A 15869-nucleotide genomic window follows, 5' to 3' on the forward strand; every position below is an offset into this window, starting at 1 on the left:
GAAACACGATCCAGCAACGGAAAACGCCCACGCGTGGGGATGGATCCGGACGTATCGCTCATGGCTCTCAGCTCCTGCGCTCTACGACGTAACGCGCAAGGTCGCGCAGCCGATCGGCTTTCTCACCAAAAATATCAAGGGCATGGCAGGCACGATCGGCCAGCTTCTCGGCTTCCTTGCGGGCACCATCGATCCCCAGCAGCGCCACAAAGGTGGACTTTTCGGCAGCCTGATCCTTGCCAGCCGTCTTGCCGAGTTCTTCCTCGGTCGCTGTCGCATCCAGAACATCGTCTGCAATCTGGAAGGCGGCACCAATATCGCGACCGTAATTGGCGATACGTTCACGCTGTTCCGGATTCGCACCGCCCAGAATCGCGCCGGCTTCAGCCGAGTAGCGAATCAGGCAACCGGTCTTCAGAGCATGCAGATGGCTGACTTCCTTGAGGGAAAGGGCGCGGCCCTCGCCTTCCATGTCGATCATCTGACCACCGACCATGCCCTGAGCGCCGGAAGCCTGCGCCAGAGCCAGCACCAACTGGATACGGACTGCCGCATCCGGGTGAGTCTCAGTCTCGGCCAGAACCTCAAAGGCGCGTGTCTGAAGGGCGTCACCAGCGAGAATGGCTGTCGCTTCATCGAATTTGCGATGGGTGGATGGCTGACCACGGCGGAGATCGTCGTCATCCATCGCGGGCAGGTCATCGTGCACGAGAGAGTAGGCGTGCAGCATCTCGACTGAGGCCGCGGCGCGATATGCCCCTTCCTCGCCATCCTGTCCCGGGAACATGGATGCCACTTCCGCCACAAGATAGCCGCGCAAACGCTTGCCACCGTCCAGTGTTGCGTAACGCATGGCGTCGATCACGCGGGCCTCAGGCCCGTCCACACGGGGGATCAGCCGGTCAAGCATGCCCTCCACGGCAGCGGCACGTTGCTTGAGGGATATGCTCAGCGCTTCGGATGACATGCTGGAAGAAGCGGGGCTTTGGCTTGCACCGGGGTTGGTCATGACGAACTTCAATCCACGTTCTTGGCGTCAAGTGAGCCATCAGCCCGTTTGACGATAGCCTGCACGCGCTCTTCGGCCTCGCGCAGTTTACTTTCACAGTGAGCACGCAGGGCCGCACCGCGTTCATAGGATGTGATGGCCTCTTCAAGCTTGAGCTGTCCGCCTTCAAGACTGCGAACGATCCGCTCAAGTTCGGTGAGGGCGTCCTCGAAGGACAGGGAATTCGTATCGCCCGTCATGTCAAATAGCATCCTCAATAGGTCATCAAGCCGCTGCCCTTACCCCGCAGACAGGCTGATGCCAAGACCGAAGGTGATATTCAGAGGCTACTTTGCCCTGCGAAATGGACGATTTTGCAACAGATGTCGCCTGTTCGCATCAGGTCCGCCACCCGCTCAGGCGGGGGCATCGCTCTTTTTACGGATCACGAAAGACAGCACACCCGCCTCTTCTCCAAACGCGACAAGCGCGTGCCCGGTCTCCCGGCAGAAGCTGCGGAAATCGGCTGAAGAGGCGCGATCGGTCGCCAGCACGCGGAGATGGTCCCCGGCGGCAAGACCGCGCAGGGCCTTGTTGGCTTTCAGGACAGGCAACGGACAGGAGAGACCTCTCACATCCAGAAGAGTCTCACTCATCTTTTCTCTCCCTGACTTTCAGCATTGCCGAACCGCGTTCCCATCCCAGCATTGCCTGCCCGGGTCTGGAACATGACTGCACTATCTGCTTTGAAGTAATCTTAACAGATCGTTTCGCACGATACGCAGTAACGGATAGTCAGCATGAACAGCATACGCCTTGGAATCGACCTGGGTGGCACCAAGATCGAAGTCGTGGCCATGAACCCCACCGGCGATATCCTTCTGCGTGAACGCGTGCCGAATCCGGGATCATACGAACCGATGATGATCGCCATCCGGGATCTGCTGGATTCCACCACCGCCAAGCTCGGGCTGGATGAAAGCGGTCGCGGCGCACGTCTTCCTTTCGGAATCGGCATCCCCGGTTCGATCGACGACACGACCGGCCTGATCAAGAACGCGAACGCGACGTGGCTGAACACCATGCCGTTCGGTGTCGATCTCCCCAGAGTCACGGGCCGTCAGGTCCGGGTCGAAAATGACGCCAACTGCTTCGCCCTGTCGGAGGCCATAGACGGCGCAGCGAGCGGACGCAACATCGTCTTTGGCATCATCATCGGCTCCGGTATGGGCGGAGGACTGGTGGTAAACCGCAAACTCATCAGCGGCCATCACCACATCGCCGGCGAATGCGGACATATTCCCCTTCCTTGGCCGCGTCTGGAAGAGTTCCCGATGCCGCGTTGTTTCTGCGGAAACGAAGGATGTCTTGAACGCTTCCTTTGCGGCCCAGCTCTGGCTGCAGCGTGGAAAGGCGAAGGTTCCCGCAGCGCGGAAGGCATTGAGGAAGCCGCAGCAGCCGGAGATCGCAAAGCGCAGGCAGCCCTTGATTCCTATGTGGATTATCTGGCCCGCGCCTGCGCACTGTTCATCAACCTTCTGGACCCGGACGCCATCGTCTTCGGTGGCGGCGTATCCAACCTGAAAGCCACGCTTGCACGTGTGCCGGGACTGCTCCCGCGCAATGTCATAACGCCCGTTTGCAAGACAGAACTGCTTGTCAACAAACATGGAGACAGCTCAGGTGTCCGGGGGGCTGCGTGGCTTTGGGACGTCGAGGAAATCCGCTGAATGCAGGCAAGCACCCGGTTTTATGCCGGGATTGTCCGGACCTGTTCTGGCCACAGGGCAGCGCAGCCGTTTCACGCTGCCCCGTCTGCGGGTCCCGGCGGCTGGTTTCGCATCCTGAACTGAGTCGCCTTTCCATCGCCCATATCGATTGCGACGCCTTTTTCGCCAGCGTCGAAAAGCAGCGCCGTCCTGAACTGAAGGGGAAACCTCTTCTCGTGGGCGGCACAGGTGAGCGCGGGGTCGTAAGCACGGCCTGCTATATCGCCCGTCTGAACGGTGCCCGCTCCGCCATGCCGATGCGCCGCGCCCGCGAACTCTGTCCGGACGCCGTGATTCTTCCGCCCGACATGTCGGCCTATCGGACCGTGGCCGAAAGCATCCGGGTCATGATGCGGGAACTCACCCCGCTGGTGGAAGTAAAGTCCATCGACGAAGCAGTGCTGGACTTGTCCGGCACACGGGAACTCCACGGTGCTCCGCCCTGTGTCGTGGTCGCACGACTGGCGCAGCGGGTGGAGAGAGAGCTGGGTGTGACGATTTCGGTCAGCCTCGCCACCAATACCATGATGGCCAAACTCGCCGCCGGAATCGACAAGCCGCGCGGTTATGGCGTGATTGGTTCGGAAGCGCGGGAGTGGCTGGCGGATAAACCGGTCAGACTTCTACCCGGTATCGGCAAGGCTCAAGAGGACTCCCTGCAAAAGCGTGGCCTTGTAAAACTGGGAGCGATCGCCGCCCTGACGCCTGAAGAAGCTCTGCGCAGACTGGGGCCGCGTGGACCGGAGCTGGTGGCTCGGGCACGGGGAGAAGGCTCTAGAAAAGTCACACCTTTCCATCCGGTAAAATCCGTCAGCACCGAAGTGACATTCACGCGCGACATCCGGGACGCGACCCTGCTAGAACGGGAATTGTGGGATCTCTGTGAACAACTGGCGCTACGTCTGAAACGCAAGGAAGTCTCGACGCAGGGGATCTCGCTCAAACTGCGCACGGCCAGTTTCCAGACCCGCAGTCGGGCGATGAAGCTGCATACCCCGACTGTTCTGCCAGATCGTCTGTTTCAGGCCGCCCGAACTCTTCTCGCAGCAGAAGTCGGTGATACGGCGTTCAGACTGATCGGCCTTGGTTCAAACGGGCTTGCGCCGCTGGATGATGCCGATCCGCCAGACCTTGCTGACGAACAGACGCAGAGCCGGGTTGCCATGCAGCAGGCTATCGACGCCCTGCGCTCGCGATTTGGGAAAGCCGCCATTCAGCGCGGGCGGGCGCTGGGCGACAGGTCTGAATAGACCCTGTGCGGGCTGCTCAGACGTGAAAACTCATCCCGCAGCCGCACCGACCTTTTTCATTGGGATTGCTGAACACAAAACCGGACTCGAAATCGCCCGTCTGGTAGTCCATCTGTGACCCGATCAGAAACAGCACGGCTTTCTGGTCGATCAGCACCGTGACACCCTGACTGGTGACACGCTCATCGCCGGGCGTACCCGCCTCATCGACAAAGTTCATGTCGTAGGCGTGGCCGGAGCAGCCTTTGGTGCTGACCGAAATGCGCAGCAACTGTCCGGCGTTCGCTCCTTTATACAGCTCCCGCAGACGGTCAGCCGCTTTCTCCGTAAGCGTGATAACCGGCGGCAGCTCACGAACCGGACGGGAAGGAGCCTGGCCTGCTGAAGTCTGTGTATTCATCTCGGCGTCTCCGGACTCAGAACATGTTGAGGGCAAGGCGGGCCTCGTCGCTCATGCGCGACATATCCCACGGTGGATCCCACACGACATCGACCTCTGCAGAGGTAACGCCTGGCACCTTTTCCACGGCCTCACGCACTTGCACGGGCAGTTCCTGCGCGCTGGGGCAGTTGGGAGCCGTGAGAGTCATTTCAACTTTCACGCGACCGTCATCATGCAGGTCAATCGCGTAGATCAGGCCAAGCTCATAGATATTCACCGGGATTTCCGGATCGTGCACTGTCGCGATCGCGTCGATCACGGCATCTTCCGATGGCGCACCGGTCGTAGCCGGCTGCACTTCTCCATCGGGCGTCCAGTGCGCAACCTGCCCCTGCTGCACCTCAGCAACATCCTTGTTTTCAACAGACAACTCGGTGTCCTGCGGCGTCATCTTGCGTTCGTCCTGTGCGGGCATGGTATCGGTCATTGAGTGAGCGCCTCCCCCAGCGCTGTCCATGGCAATGTCGCACACCGCAGGCGGGAGCGATGGGTTCTCAAAGGGCGAAATGCCTGTAACCCCACGGGTAAAACATCCTCGTCCGCAACCATGTTCTGCGAAGAAGGGGTCTCAAGCATATCGGTAAACCGACGCCCCAATTCAAGAGCATCAGTAACGGAACGGCCTGTCACGGCTTCCGCCATCAGGTCAGCGGAGGCCATGCAGATTGCACAACCGCGTGTCTGGTGACGCACAGCGTCAATGGTCCCGTCGGTCGCACGCAGCGAAAGCGTCACGCGATCGCCACAGACCGGGTTATTCCCCTGCACCGTCGCCGTTTCCTCTTCCACGCTCCCCGAAAACTCAGGCTTGCGGGAACGGGAGAGAATCAGCGCATCGTAACAGGATGATCCGTCCATGACCGGCCTATACGAAAAACTGCCGGATACGCTTGAGCGTTTCCGCAAGTGTATCGATTTCTTCTTCGGTCGTATAAATGCCGAAGCTGGCGCGCGCCGTGGCCGTCAGTCCCAGACGATGCATCAGAGGCTCGGCACAGTGATGCCCGGCCCTGACTGCGATCCCGTTGCGGTCCAGCAGCGTGGCGATGTCATGGGGATGCACATCATCCATTGTAAAGGAGATGACCCCACCACGCTCTTTCGGCTTTCCGACGACCGAGAAACCCGGAACCTCAGGCAGCACGCGCAGGGCATGCTCTGTCAGAGCGGCTTCATGCGCACCGATGGCCTCGTAGCCAATGCTCTCAACCCAGTCGATGGCTGTGCCAAGGCCAACAGCTTCCACAATCGCCGGTGTGCCTGCCTCGAACTTTGCCGGAATGGGGGCCCAGGTGGACTTCTCGAACGTCACGCTCGAAATCATGTCGCCACCACCCATGAAAGGCGGCATGGCTTCCAGCAGTTCTCCACGCGCCCACAGCACACCGATGCCTGTCGGACCATACAGTTTATGGCCGGTAAAAGTATAGAAATCCGCACCAAGTTTCTGCACATCGACCTTGCGATGCACAACAGCCTGACTGCCGTCGAGCAGGATTTTTGCCCCTGCATCGTGCGCCATCGTCACCAGACGCTCGGCCGGCGTGATGGTGCCCAGCACGTTCGACATATGCGTGATGGCGACCAGAGCCACCTTGCCGTCTGAAAGCAGTCGACCATAGGCATCCAGATCAAGATCACCGTCATCGGTGATGGGCGCGACACGCAGCTCGATCCCGGCCCGATCACGCAGCATCTGCCACGGCACCAGATTGGCATGGTGCTCCATCTCGGAAATCAGCACAGCCTGTCCCGGCTTCAGCAGACTGCCGTAGGAATAGGCGACAAGATTGATCGCCTCGGTGCTGTTGCGGGTAAAGACAATCTCCTCACGCGCACCGCCAAGGAAGGACGCCACGCGGTTGCGAGACGCCTCATAGGCTTCCGTCGCCCGCTCGCTCATCCAGTGCAGACCACGATGGATGTTCGCATATTGCGAGCGCATCATCTGCGACATGGCGTCTATGACAGCATCCGGCTTCTGGGCGGAAGCAGCACTGTCCAGAAAAACCAGCGGCTTTCCATGGACCTTTTCCGACAGGATCGGAAACTGCGCTCTGATGTCTGCGATATTCATGCAGTTTTCTCCGCTGCACCAACGCGCTGGCTCAGGGCCGTTGCGAGTGTCTGATGCAGCACTGTCCGCAGCATTTCATCTTCAACAAGGTCAACGGCTTCGACCAGAAAAGCCTCAACCAGCATCTGACGCGCCTGATCGTCAGGGATGCCACGGCTCCGCAGATAGAAAAGCTGGTCGTCATCCAGCGCGCCGACTGTCGCACCGTGGCTGCATTTGACGTCGTCTGCGTAAATCTCAAGCTCTGGCTTGGCATTGATCTCAGCAGAAGGCGACAGAAGCAACGCCTGATTCATCTGGTAGCCATCGGTCTTCTGCGCAACGCGCTCGACCAGAACCTTGCCCTGAAACACGGCCCGCGAGTGATCCGAGAGAACATTGCGGACGGTCTGACGCGAGATGCAGTCAGGTGCCGCGTGCGCAATCACGCTGGTAATGTCGCCAACCTGCGAAGCAGCAAGAAGCTGTGCGCCATTCACATGCACCGCAGCGTGATTGCCATGCATCGTGGCATGCACTTCATGACGCGCCATAACGGAGCCGAGGCCGAGTGTGAAGCTGTCATAGGCAGCCCGCACGGCGATGTCGGCATAGACCGTCGCCAAATGAACCGCGTTCTCGGCTTCCTGCTGGATCTTCACGTGCGTCAGGTGGGCTTTTTCGGCAATCGCGCAGGTCAGAACCGGATTGTGCAGATAAGCGCCTGCGTTTTCAGAAGCCGCGATTTCGATAACCGAGAGCGAAGCGCCCTCACCCAGCGTGATGCTGTGTCGCGGATGAAACGACACATCACTGTCCGTGCCAAGCGCCAGAGAGACGAGCACGAGTTGTCCAGCCTGCTTGCCCGGAGCCACTATGATCTGCACACCGTCATCGGCCAGCGCGGTGTTCAGCGCGACCATGCCCTCACGATCGGGAGACGCCAGAATTCCGAAATCCGGTGACTGGACGAAGGATGTGCAGGACACGCCTTCTGGCAGGTCTGTCGATGACAGCGTCGGCGCGAACCGACCATTCACCAGCACCAGCCGGGGAAGCGTCGCAATCGCTGCATCCGGTGGCAGGATACGCGTCAGCGCAGCCTGAGCAGCTGTTTCATCAAAGCCGACGGGCGCATCAGCAAAAACACGTCCTGAGAGCGCCCGCAGATTGGTGTAATGCCACGCCTCAACTCGCGGTGTCGGAAGCCCCGTGCGGGCCAGAGCGCCAGCGGCAGCCTTGCGATCCTCGCCTTTCACATCGGAAAGACGGGCCGCAAACGGCTCAAGACTCAGCGTGATCGGTGCGATGGCGTTCATGCCGCCTCCTTGAGAAAGGCTGCATAACCTTCCTCGTTGATCTGCTTGGCCAGTTCCGGACCGCCACTGCGGATGATGCGACCCTTCGCCATGACATGCACACGATCCGGACCGAGATAATCGAGCAGTTTCTGATGATGCGTGATCACCAGCGCCGAGAAATCCGGTGAGCGCAGGTTCTGCACGCCTTCTGCGACAATCCGCAGCGCATCCACGTCCAGACCACTATCCGTCTCATCGAGAATGGCCAGCGTCGGCTGAAGCATGGTCATCTGAAGCACTTCGTTGCGCTTCTTCTCACCACCGGAGAAGCCGACATTGACATTACGCTTGAGCATGTCATCAGCCATCGAGAGATTCTTCGTGGCGGCGCGAACAGCTTTCAGAAATCCGACAGCGTCCAGTTCCGGCGCGTTGCGTGCGCGGCGGACCGCGTTGACAGCGGTACGCAGGAAGTTGGCGTTGTTCACGCCCGGCAGCTCCACAGGCGACTGGAAGGCAAGGAAGATGCCGGCAGCAGCCCGCTCTTCCGGCTCCATGGCCAGCAGATCCTCACCCTTGAACAGAGCCGAGCCTGCCGTGACCTCATAGTCCTCACGGCCAGCAAGCACATAGGACAGGGTGGACTTGCCACAGCCGTTCGGTCCCATGATCGCATGCACTTCACCCGGCGGGATGACCAGATCAACGCCGCGCAGGATTTCCTTTGGGGTGCCATCGGCGTCAATGCTGGCGTGCAGGCCGGAAATCTTCAGTAATTCGCTCATTTCTTCCATTCCTCTCCGCACGTTCAGCCAACGCTGCCTTCAAGACTGATCTGCAACAGTTTCTGCGCTTCCACGGCAAACTCCATGGGAAGCTCCTTGAGAACTTCCTTGCAGAAACCATTGACGATCAGACCAACGGCATCTTCCTGAGAAAGACCGCGCTGACGGCAGTAGAACATCTGGTCTTCGGAAATCTTCGACGTGGTGGCTTCATGTTCCACACGCGCCGTCATGTTCCGGCTTTCAATATAAGGCACAGTGTGCGCGCCGCACTGATCGCCGATCAGCAGACTGTCGCACTGGGTAAAGTTCCGCGCGCCGGACGCTTTCGGCATGATTTTCACCTGCCCACGGTAGGTGCTGTCAGACTTCCCGGCGCTGATGGTCTTGGCGATGATCGTCGAACGGCTGTTCCGGCCCAGATGGATCATCTTGGTGCCTGTGTCGGCCTGCTGGTGATTGTTGGTCACCGCCACCGAGTAGAACTCACCCACGGACTCCTCCCCCTGCAAGATGCAGGATGGATATTTCCATGTAATGGCCGAACCGGTTTCCACCTGCGTCCATGAAATCTTGGCGCGCGCGCCACGGCAGGCGCCACGCTTGGTGACGAAGTTGTAGATGCCGCCGCGTCCGTTCTCGTCGCCCGGATACCAGTTCTGCACCGTGCTGTATTTGATGGACGAGTCTTCCATCGCAACCAGTTCCACGACCGCCGCATGAAGCTGGTTCTCGTCACGCATCGGCGCGGTGCAGCCCTCAAGGTAGGAGACGGAAGCGCCGTCTTCGACAACGATCAGTGTCCGCTCGAACTGGCCTGTGTTCTTGGCATTGATACGGAAATAGGTGGAGAGCTCCATCGGGCAGCGCACGCCCTTCGGCACGAACACGAACGAGCCGTCCGTAAACACGGCGGAGTTGAGCGCTGCGTAGAAATTGTCGGCAACCGGTACGACGCTACCGATATACTGCTTCACCAGATCCGGATAATCGCGGATCGCCTCCGAAATCGGGCAGAAGATCACGCCTGCTTCAGACAGTGTTTTGCGGAAGGTCGTAGCCACGGACACGCTGTCGAACACGGCGTCCACCGCCACCGGCAGACGGGCTTCCTCACCCTCTGGCACTTCCACGCCTGCCAGCATCGCCTGCTCGTGCAGCGGGATGCCCAGCTTCTCGTAGGTCCGCAGCAGTTCCGGATCGACTTCTTCCAGAGATTTCGGACCGTCCTTTTTCTTCGGGGCGGCATAGTAATGCACGTCCTGATAGTCGATCGGCGGATGCGTGACCTTCGCCCAGGTCGGCTCTTTCATCTTCAGCCAGGAGCGATAGGCCGCGAGACGCCATTCCAGCATCCATTCCGGCTCTTCCTTGCGGGTCGAGATCAGGCGGATGATGTCTTCGTTCAGGCCTTTCGGCGCGACATCCATCTCGATGTCGGTCTCAAAGCCCCATTCATAGGAGGACTTGCCGAGCTTCTCGACCTGTTCACGGGTTTCTGTAACGGCTGGCATGACCCACTATCCTCCAAACGTCCCGGCCGTTGCGGCCGTCACCTTATTGCCTTGCGGCGCAGTGCCTGCGGACACCGTCTCACCTGATCGTCTGCGACCCGGTGCATTGCTCATCTCGGCCATCCGGGCGATGGAAATGCCGGACAGCGTGTCACGGATGGCGTCATTCACTACATCCCAACTGCCGTAAAGAGTGCAGTCACCATTGTCGCACCCAGCCCCGCCAGTGACGCATGCCGTCAATGAAATCGGCCCATCCACAGCGGTGATAACCCGTGCTATGGAGATTTCTTCCGGCTTCAGGGCCAGCCGGTATCCGCCACGTGCGCCCCGCTGCGAGACGAGCAGGCCGTCAGAGGCCAGCGCCTTGAGCACCTTGGCCACAGTCGGTTCCGGCACGCCGGTCTCGACCGCAAGGGCCGGTGACGTGACAACGCCATCGTGCCGTCCGAGGTTAACGAGGGTCAGAACAGCGTAATCCGCCAGTTTCGACAGCCTGAGCATGGTTTCCGTCCGTTGCGGCGGAGCTTCCGCCATTGAGGACCAAAACGGTCCTGTTTAAGGACAGATGGAACGCCGCAAGCCCGGCGTCAAGCTCAAAGCCTCGTGAGAGATCACAGCAGAGTGCAATGCTGCACCCTGCAGGCGGACTGTCGGGAGTGATCTTCTCCCCTTTGTCCGCCTCTTAGGCTTTGGGGCTCCGCCCCATACCCCGCCAAAGGCGCGCCTTTGGAAACCGTTTGTCGGCAATTAACCCATAAGGGCGTTGCCGCAAAAGGGCCGTCTATCAGCCGAACGCGCCAATCCCGTGCATAAGCGCCACGCTGATTTCGCGCATCATCTGGAACATCTCCTGCATCGGCTGGAAAATCTCGTCATGTTCCTGACTGTAGGAATTATCCACCTGTGGCCCGGCCGGTTCATGGAAATTGTAATCAAGCTTGGAGCCGCCCCGTGGGAAGATCGCATCCAGTTCCCGCAGAACGGATGGGATTTCCAGACACAGAATCCGCCGCATCATCACGTCGCGGGTGAAATTCCCGCGCGGCATGAAGAACGGGATCTGCGTCGCCAGCACCCAGATCTTTTCGATCAGGGCGATGCGGATGGCGTGCAGCAGTTTTTCAGCCGGGTGAATGGTCGGAGCCTCCGGCCAGACCGCTCGCAAAGCCAGATGATCCTCCTGAATCCGGCGGAACATGGACTGCGTGTCCGCCCAGAAATCCAGCTTCTCCAGATCATGCATCACCGTGAGGTAGCGCTCACGCTTGCCGGAACGAGGCTCGGCAGTCGCCCGATCCAGCCAGTAGCCCGGATCGAGAAGCCAGATCACGCTACGCAGCACCTGATCGTCCGAATGCGCCAGAGCGTGCGCTGCGAAGTCGAGCGCCCGACGGAAACGGGCGCTGCCTTCCCGGAAAGTCTCGAAGGTTTCCGGATGACGCCGCGCCGCCGAGCCGAGCCCCTGAATGGTGTTCGCGCACCAGCCGAGTTGCTGGAGAATGGCGTTGTTCGGAATAGCCCGAAGCTGGCTCGGATGCGTGATGCGCGGGGTCGCCCCGCCGCCTTCGCTCTGCCGCGCTGCCGGGCGTGAGCCGGTCTTGTCGATCAGGGACGGACCAAACGCTCCGAGCACATCGGCGTAACCGGGGTCTGCGACCAGACCGGTCATCGCATCAGCGATAGTGGAGAAGAAATCCGAGGAAAAGTCAGGCTCGTCATAGACCGGATCGTCATGACGACGGGCGGGTTCGAACGTGTGCTCCGCGATTGTGACAACACTCGCCGCCGCCAGTTCGGGCGTGCCGAACAGCAGGTAGCCATCACCGCCCTGAAACGCGCTTTCCTCGCGGTATTTTACACCACGTTCGGCGAACTTCGCCCGCACATGCATGGGCGAAAGATAGGCGAACCGGTCGGACAGGCGGAACGGATGCCCCCCTCGCCCCACACTTTCTCCGTGCGTGTCGAACAGCACGACCTCGACATCTTCCAGATCCCAGACATGCAGCAGATCGAGGATCTTCAGGCGCAGCCGTTCGATCAGATAGGTCGCGGCAAGCTGCCCGACATAACGACCGGAATCGGAGTAGCCGAACTGGAGGCAGAGCCGCCCGGTCTTGCGGAGATAGTCCCGCCAGTGAGGGGAGCGCAGCGCCTCCTCAATGATATGCGCCCCGCCCATCAGGGCTTCGCGCGTCTCGAATAGTGGCGAAATCTCGATCTTGTCGTCGATGCCGAAATGCTTGGCGAGCCAGAGCGCCGCCAGCAGCGTGTAACCGCTCTCCGTTTCAGCGATCAGGAAGCGCACCAGTGTCGTCGAATCGATATGTTTGACGATCTGGGCGACCGTCATCATCAGGCGGGCCGCAGAGGCCTGCTCGACCAGCAGCGCGCCGAAATCGACCGGCACGGCGGAGACATTTTCCAGCGCCTCATTGATATGAGCCAGCAACGCACGGCGATGGGCCGGGTCAGCCGGATCATCCGTGAAACGCAGACGCTGGCGGATCACGTTGTGAAGCTGTGTAGCGTTCAGGCGCGTATGGCTGTGAGAAGCCGACATGCCATGCGCGAAGAAGCCTGCGCGGGCGACTGCAACCGATAGGGCCGCCTCTGGGGAAGTCGCCGTGTCGATAGCGTCCTGAAGCGCATCCCCCAGCACCGCAGGGTCGAGAATGGCGTCTGCCTTGTGATCCACGATGAGCGTGGCGAATTCGACTGTCGCATCTGCATCAGCATTCTTCGGACAGGCTGCGATCTGGGCCTCAACCGTGTAACAGGCACGCGACAGGCGGCTCATCAGCGTGGAAGCCTCGACACCTGAATCAGCAATCTGCTGCCGAAGCCGCTGCAACTGGAACAGCTTCATCTTCAGGCGCAGGCGGAGCGTGTCCCACCAGCCGATATCCGTGCGTCCGTCCGTGTCATATCCAACCCAGCTCGTCATGATGATCGGACGGGGAATGATGGTGGACCAGGCGTCCGGCCAGGTTTCACGGGCCGCTCCGAGCAGTTCCACGTTCAGTCTGTCGAGCGCGTCGCGTCCCCGCAGGATCGCTGCTGAAGCGAGTGTAAACTCTTCCTCCAGCGTGGGAGGCGCCTTGCGACGATGGGTCAGCAGATCCGGCGCGGTATCCTGCGGCTCCGGGGCGGATGCGTAGCCAGCGAGCGCCGCGTACACTTCATTCGCAACGGCGAAAGTCGGGTGCGCCGTGAAAACAGCCGCATACTGGGTGCGCTCAAGTTCACTCCGAAAACAGGCCAACGCCTCCGTGGCCGTGCGAGGTGAAGCCTCAGACCCTTCACTGTAGCTCGTCCGACCGAACGCCGTGTCCAGAACCTGCCGGACGACCCCTTTCAGCCGGTCTTCCGTGACAGAAGAACTCGTGCCTCCCGGATAGCGATGCAACCGTGTCGCGCGCCGCAGAAAAGCGTCATCACGCAGATGCCTGATAACCGTCTGCAGATCGGCGAGAGACGCCTTGTCCTGTTCCAGCAGCGTGGAGACACGCCATGCTGTCGACAGCACATCATTGCCGGTCACCTCCGCAGGGGGCAGGCTGTATTCGTCTCCTTCTTCCGCTCCGTCATGAAGATGTCCCATGGCCAGAATGGCGCGCGCACCTGCAGAAAGAGCGTCGCCTTTCGCGATCAGCGGAGAACCGGAAGACGAATGCGCAGCAGCCATTGAAACTTCTCTCTGTCATAAGGACGGACATGATCGACAGGACGATACGATACAGCAACCTTATCGGAGCATGTCAGCGCGCATTTGGGAAGAGCGTCATGCCGATGCTATTAACCTCGTGATGAGCATGCAGACGCACCCGGATGATGAAGCCCGCCGCACTCTGGCTCGCCAGAAACGGGCGGCGACAGGGCTTCTGGCCATGATGGCCGGCCTGACGACAGCAGGCTATCTTGCGCCTGCATACGGCCTTCTTCACGAAAGTCTGTGGCTCGGCACGCTGCGGGCGGGTGCCAAGGCGGGCGTTGTCGGCGGACTGGCGGACTGGTTCGCCGTCACGGCGCTGTTCCGCCATCCGCTCGGCCTGCCGATCCCGCATACGGCGATCATCCCGGCGCAAAAGGAACGGCTTGGCCTCGCGCTTGGACGGTTCGTCACCACGCAGGTCTTTACCGAAGAAGAAATCGAGCGCGTTCTCTCCAAGGTCGATCTGCCCGGCTTTGTCGCCAACATCCTGTCCGATCCGGCGACGGCGAACACGCTGACCAGCAGTCTGATGGGAGCCGTACCTCAAATGCTGGAACGGCTGGAGGACGGTCGGGCAAGCGCAGCTATTGGGAAAAGCCTCCCTCTCCTGCTTGGCGGCAGCAATCTCAGCCCGGTCATTGCGCGTGGCCTGCGGTCTCTCGTGGACGGCAACCAGCATCAGGAAGTGCTCAGTTTTCTTCTGCGGCAGTTGAAATCGGGACTACAGGCCAAGGAACCGGCACTACGCGCCATGATCGAGACCCGTGTGCGCGAGCAGGGCGGCAGACTTGTTGGCTGGGCGATCGGCGGGTCCATTGCGAACAAGGTTCTGGCAGCGGCCAGTGAAGAGCTGGACCGGATCAACCCGGAAGATTCAGCCATCCGGGAAGGCTTCACGGAATGGGTGCGCAGCGAAATCGACCGGATCGAAACCGACCCCGGTCGTTCCGAGGAGATTTCCCACACACTACGTTCCGTTTTCTCCCATGAATCCATGGTGGGTTGGGGAGCCGACATCTGGGCGCGCATGAAACGCATGATTGAGGCGGATATCACGCGTGAGGATGGCTGGACGTCCACACTGGTGCGCGAGACACTGAGCCGCATGGCGATTCAGGCGCGGGAAGATCCCGCCATGCGTCAGCGCATCGAGGAGGCGGCGCGGAAAGGTATTACGCGGTCCCTGCCCTATCTGCGGGAGCATCTGACGAAATTCATCGCTACCGTGGTGGGCAACTGGGATGCCGACGTCGTGTCCGAGAAGCTGGAACTGCGGGTGGGTCGTGATCTTCAGTATGTGCGGGTCAACGGCACGCTGGTCGGGTTTGGGGTGGGCGCAATTCTGTCCCTGCTTCTCTCGCTTGTTTTCGGGATTAACGGCCAGTAAGCGGCGGATAACTGCGGGTGGAAGGAAAGTAATATCTGCGCGGAGCGGGATGCTGCCCTGCCGCCTCAGAAATACCTTTAAAAGTTCTTGTCGTGAGCACTTCCCTCTTTTGTAATCCGGTGTATCTGAGGAAGAGAGAGGCAGTGGCAACATCTGTCTTGATGAAGGCCCCCATCGGGCCAGATAAACTCATAAGGATACCGTCATGCGGTTCTTCGCTTCAAAGGCCCTTCTCGCAGCAACACTGATGGTGGGCGCGCCTGCTCTGGTCGTGTCGGCAGCCCAGCCTGCTGCTGCCCGTTCTCACCACAAGCACCACAAGTCCTCTTCCAAGACGGCGAAGACGACTGCAGACAAGGCTGAAAAGTCCACGGATGCAGGAACGTCTGACCTGAACGCCCAGAGCCTGTCCGCTGCCCAGCAGGACAAGGTGCCGGCAATCGGCGCAACAGCCCCGGCCGCACCGGCTGTTCCTTCCGTTCCGGCTGCTCCTTCTGTCTCGGCTCCGGCCGTTCCCGCAGTGCCAGCTGTTCCGGCTCCTGCTGCGAACTGATCTGTCTCAAGGCAGACAAAAGGGTGCCGGGCTCTCGCTCGGCACCTTTTTTTATGATTGAAACGATCGAAAACAATGCAGACAGATATCGGCATGCAGCCTGACG

16 protein-coding genes are annotated in these 15869 nt (G+C 60.2%); 4 read left to right on the forward strand and 12 right to left on the reverse strand.

Annotated features, from left to right (window positions below; all coding sequences use genetic code 11):
- Positions 1–67 precede the first annotated feature (67 nt).
- The 3 genes from B3759_RS02330 to B3759_RS02340 form a co-directional block, all read right to left on the reverse strand.
- Entirely contained in the window at positions 68–1009 is a 942-nt protein-coding gene (locus B3759_RS02330) for a polyprenyl synthetase family protein (protein WP_408736438.1), read from the reverse strand.
- Between the two features lie 8 nt (positions 1010–1017).
- On the reverse strand, positions 1018–1248 hold the full coding sequence (locus B3759_RS02335; protein ID WP_010669009.1) for an exodeoxyribonuclease VII small subunit: 231 nt from the start codon (positions 1246–1248) through the stop codon (positions 1018–1020).
- 156 nt (positions 1249–1404) lie between these two features.
- Positions 1405–1644: a sulfurtransferase TusA family protein gene (locus tag B3759_RS02340; RefSeq protein WP_291363273.1), complete on the reverse strand. Its 240-nt coding sequence runs from the start codon at positions 1642–1644 to the stop codon at positions 1405–1407.
- Between the two features lie 144 nt (positions 1645–1788).
- Between B3759_RS02340 and B3759_RS02345 the strand changes: the two genes are divergently transcribed.
- Both B3759_RS02345 and B3759_RS02350 read left to right on the forward strand, forming a co-directional pair.
- Positions 1789–2718, forward strand: coding sequence for an ROK family protein (locus tag B3759_RS02345; protein ID WP_291363275.1), 930 nt, complete (start codon positions 1789–1791; stop codon positions 2716–2718).
- Positions 2688–4007 (forward strand): DNA polymerase IV, encoded by a 1320-nt coding sequence (locus tag B3759_RS02350; RefSeq protein ID WP_291363276.1) that lies wholly within the window; start codon positions 2688–2690, stop codon positions 4005–4007. The genes B3759_RS02345 and B3759_RS02350 overlap by 31 nt, the downstream gene beginning before the upstream one ends.
- Positions 4008–4023: 16 nt before the next feature.
- On the opposite strand, the gene B3759_RS02355 is transcribed toward B3759_RS02350, so the two are convergent.
- From B3759_RS02355 to B3759_RS02395, 9 genes are all read right to left on the reverse strand, one after another.
- Positions 4024–4407 (reverse strand): HesB/IscA family protein, encoded by a 384-nt coding sequence (locus tag B3759_RS02355; protein ID WP_099347891.1) that lies wholly within the window; start codon positions 4405–4407, stop codon positions 4024–4026.
- A gap of 16 nt (positions 4408–4423) precedes the next feature.
- On the reverse strand, positions 4424–4876 hold the full coding sequence (locus B3759_RS02360) for an SUF system Fe-S cluster assembly protein (protein ID WP_291363279.1): 453 nt from the start codon (positions 4874–4876) through the stop codon (positions 4424–4426).
- A complete protein-coding gene (gene sufU / locus B3759_RS02365; protein WP_291363280.1) occupies positions 4873–5307 on the reverse strand; it encodes a Fe-S cluster assembly sulfur transfer protein SufU in 435 nt (144 codons plus the stop codon). The genes B3759_RS02360 and sufU overlap by 4 nt, the downstream gene beginning before the upstream one ends.
- 7 nt (positions 5308–5314) lie before the next feature.
- A complete protein-coding gene (locus tag B3759_RS02370; protein ID WP_291363282.1) occupies positions 5315–6526 on the reverse strand; it encodes an aminotransferase class V-fold PLP-dependent enzyme in 1212 nt (403 codons plus the stop codon).
- Positions 6523–7824 (reverse strand): Fe-S cluster assembly protein SufD, encoded by a 1302-nt coding sequence (gene sufD / locus B3759_RS02375; protein ID WP_291363284.1) that lies wholly within the window; start codon positions 7822–7824, stop codon positions 6523–6525. Before sufD ends, B3759_RS02370 begins: the two co-directional genes overlap by 4 nt.
- On the reverse strand, positions 7821–8591 hold the full coding sequence (sufC, locus tag B3759_RS02380) for a Fe-S cluster assembly ATPase SufC (protein ID WP_010665705.1): 771 nt from the start codon (positions 8589–8591) through the stop codon (positions 7821–7823). The genes sufD and sufC overlap by 4 nt, the downstream gene beginning before the upstream one ends.
- Before the next feature lie 23 nt (positions 8592–8614).
- Positions 8615–10105: a Fe-S cluster assembly protein SufB gene (gene sufB, locus B3759_RS02385; protein ID WP_291363286.1), complete on the reverse strand. Its 1491-nt coding sequence runs from the start codon at positions 10103–10105 to the stop codon at positions 8615–8617.
- 6 nt (positions 10106–10111) lie between these two features.
- A complete protein-coding gene (locus tag B3759_RS02390) occupies positions 10112–10609 on the reverse strand; it encodes an SUF system Fe-S cluster assembly regulator (RefSeq protein WP_232091976.1) in 498 nt (165 codons plus the stop codon).
- A 283-nt stretch (positions 10610–10892) separates the two neighbouring features.
- Complete coding sequence (locus tag B3759_RS02395; protein ID WP_291363288.1) at positions 10893–13796, reverse strand: phosphoenolpyruvate carboxylase; 2904 nt, start codon at positions 13794–13796, stop codon at positions 10893–10895.
- A 70-nt stretch (positions 13797–13866) separates the two neighbouring features.
- Between B3759_RS02395 and B3759_RS02400 the strand changes: the two genes are divergently transcribed.
- Together B3759_RS02400 and B3759_RS02405 are read left to right on the forward strand one after the other, a co-directional pair.
- On the forward strand, positions 13867–15210 hold the full coding sequence (locus B3759_RS02400; RefSeq protein WP_291363290.1) for a DUF445 domain-containing protein: 1344 nt from the start codon (positions 13867–13869) through the stop codon (positions 15208–15210).
- A 205-nt stretch (positions 15211–15415) separates the two neighbouring features.
- Positions 15416–15763 (forward strand): hypothetical protein, encoded by a 348-nt coding sequence (locus tag B3759_RS02405; protein WP_291363292.1) that lies wholly within the window; start codon positions 15416–15418, stop codon positions 15761–15763.
- The last annotated feature ends 106 nt before the right edge of the window (positions 15764–15869 follow it).

Source organism: Acetobacter sp. UBA5411 (assembly GCF_002409645.1).
GTDB lineage: Bacteria > Pseudomonadota > Alphaproteobacteria > Acetobacterales > Acetobacteraceae > Acetobacter.

Coding starts and splice junctions, on each gene's coding strand:
- B3759_RS02360 (WP_291363279.1), bottom strand. CDS start 4,876: ATGACCGATACCATGCCCGCACAGGACGAACGCAAGATGACGCCGCAG.
- sufC (WP_010665705.1), bottom strand. CDS start 8,591: ATGAGCGAATTACTGAAGATTTCCGGCCTGCACGCCAGCATTGACGCC.
- B3759_RS02355 (WP_099347891.1), bottom strand. CDS start 4,407: ATGAATACACAGACTTCAGCAGGCCAGGCTCCTTCCCGTCCGGTTCGT.
- sufD (WP_291363284.1), bottom strand. CDS start 7,824: ATGAACGCCATCGCACCGATCACGCTGAGTCTTGAGCCGTTTGCGGCC.
- B3759_RS02345 (WP_291363275.1), top strand. CDS start 1,789: ATGAACAGCATACGCCTTGGAATCGACCTGGGTGGCACCAAGATCGAA.
- B3759_RS02340 (WP_291363273.1), bottom strand. CDS start 1,644: ATGAGTGAGACTCTTCTGGATGTGAGAGGTCTCTCCTGTCCGTTGCCT.
- B3759_RS02335 (WP_010669009.1), bottom strand. CDS start 1,248: ATGACGGGCGATACGAATTCCCTGTCCTTCGAGGACGCCCTCACCGAA.
- B3759_RS02370 (WP_291363282.1), bottom strand. CDS start 6,526: ATGAATATCGCAGACATCAGAGCGCAGTTTCCGATCCTGTCGGAAAAG.
- sufB (WP_291363286.1), bottom strand. CDS start 10,105: ATGCCAGCCGTTACAGAAACCCGTGAACAGGTCGAGAAGCTCGGCAAG.
- B3759_RS02390 (WP_232091976.1), bottom strand. CDS start 10,609: ATGCTCAGGCTGTCGAAACTGGCGGATTACGCTGTTCTGACCCTCGTT.
- B3759_RS02405 (WP_291363292.1), top strand. CDS start 15,416: ATGCGGTTCTTCGCTTCAAAGGCCCTTCTCGCAGCAACACTGATGGTG.
- sufU (WP_291363280.1), bottom strand. CDS start 5,307: ATGGACGGATCATCCTGTTACGATGCGCTGATTCTCTCCCGTTCCCGC.
- B3759_RS02395 (WP_291363288.1), bottom strand. CDS start 13,796: ATGGCTGCTGCGCATTCGTCTTCCGGTTCTCCGCTGATCGCGAAAGGC.
- B3759_RS02330 (WP_408736438.1), bottom strand. CDS start 1,009: ATGACCAACCCCGGTGCAAGCCAAAGCCCCGCTTCTTCCAGCATGTCA.
- B3759_RS02400 (WP_291363290.1), top strand. CDS start 13,867: ATGTCAGCGCGCATTTGGGAAGAGCGTCATGCCGATGCTATTAACCTC.